At 50.8% G+C, this 386-nt stretch carries 3 tRNA genes; all 3 read left to right on the forward strand.

Annotation, left to right across the window (positions count from 1 at the left end):
* Nucleotides 1-72: 72 nt before the first annotated feature.
* The 3 genes from HMPREF3241_RS10540 (at nucleotide 73) to HMPREF3241_RS10550 (ending at nucleotide 347) form a co-directional block, all read left to right on the forward strand.
* A tRNA-Ala gene (locus HMPREF3241_RS10540) sits at nucleotides 73-148 on the forward strand.
* Nucleotides 149-172: 24 nt separating this feature from the next.
* Nucleotides 173-246 (forward strand) — tRNA-Met (locus HMPREF3241_RS10545).
* A gap of 27 nt (nucleotides 247-273) precedes the next feature.
* A tRNA-Ile gene (locus HMPREF3241_RS10550) sits at nucleotides 274-347 on the forward strand.
* The last annotated feature ends 39 nt before the right edge of the window (nucleotides 348-386 follow it).

Below are 386 nucleotides of genomic sequence, written 5' to 3' on the forward strand. Positions count from 1 at the left end.
GGTAGAGCACTTGGTTTGGGACCAAGGGGTCGTAGGTTCGAATCCTGTCTTCCCGATAGTAAAATAAATTTTGGGGGCTTAGCTCAGCTGGGAGAGCGCCTGCTTTGCACGCAGGAGGTCAGCGGTTCGATCCCGCTAGTCTCCACCATTATTAATTTACAAACTACATAACGGCGGTGTAGCTCAGCTGGCTAGAGCGTACGGTTCATACCCGTGAGGTCGGGGGTTCGATCCCCTCCACCGCCACTACTATTAGTTGTATACTTATATTCAGGACCTTTAGCTCAGTTGGTTAGAGCTAACGGCTCATAACCGTTCGGTCGCAGGTTCGAGTCCTGCAAGGTCCATATAATTTTGGAGGAATACCCAAGTCCGGCTGAAGGGAT

Origin of the sequence: Staphylococcus sp. HMSC34G04 (assembly GCF_001838765.1) — a bacterium.
GTDB lineage: Bacteria > Bacillota > Bacilli > Staphylococcales > Staphylococcaceae > Staphylococcus > Staphylococcus epidermidis.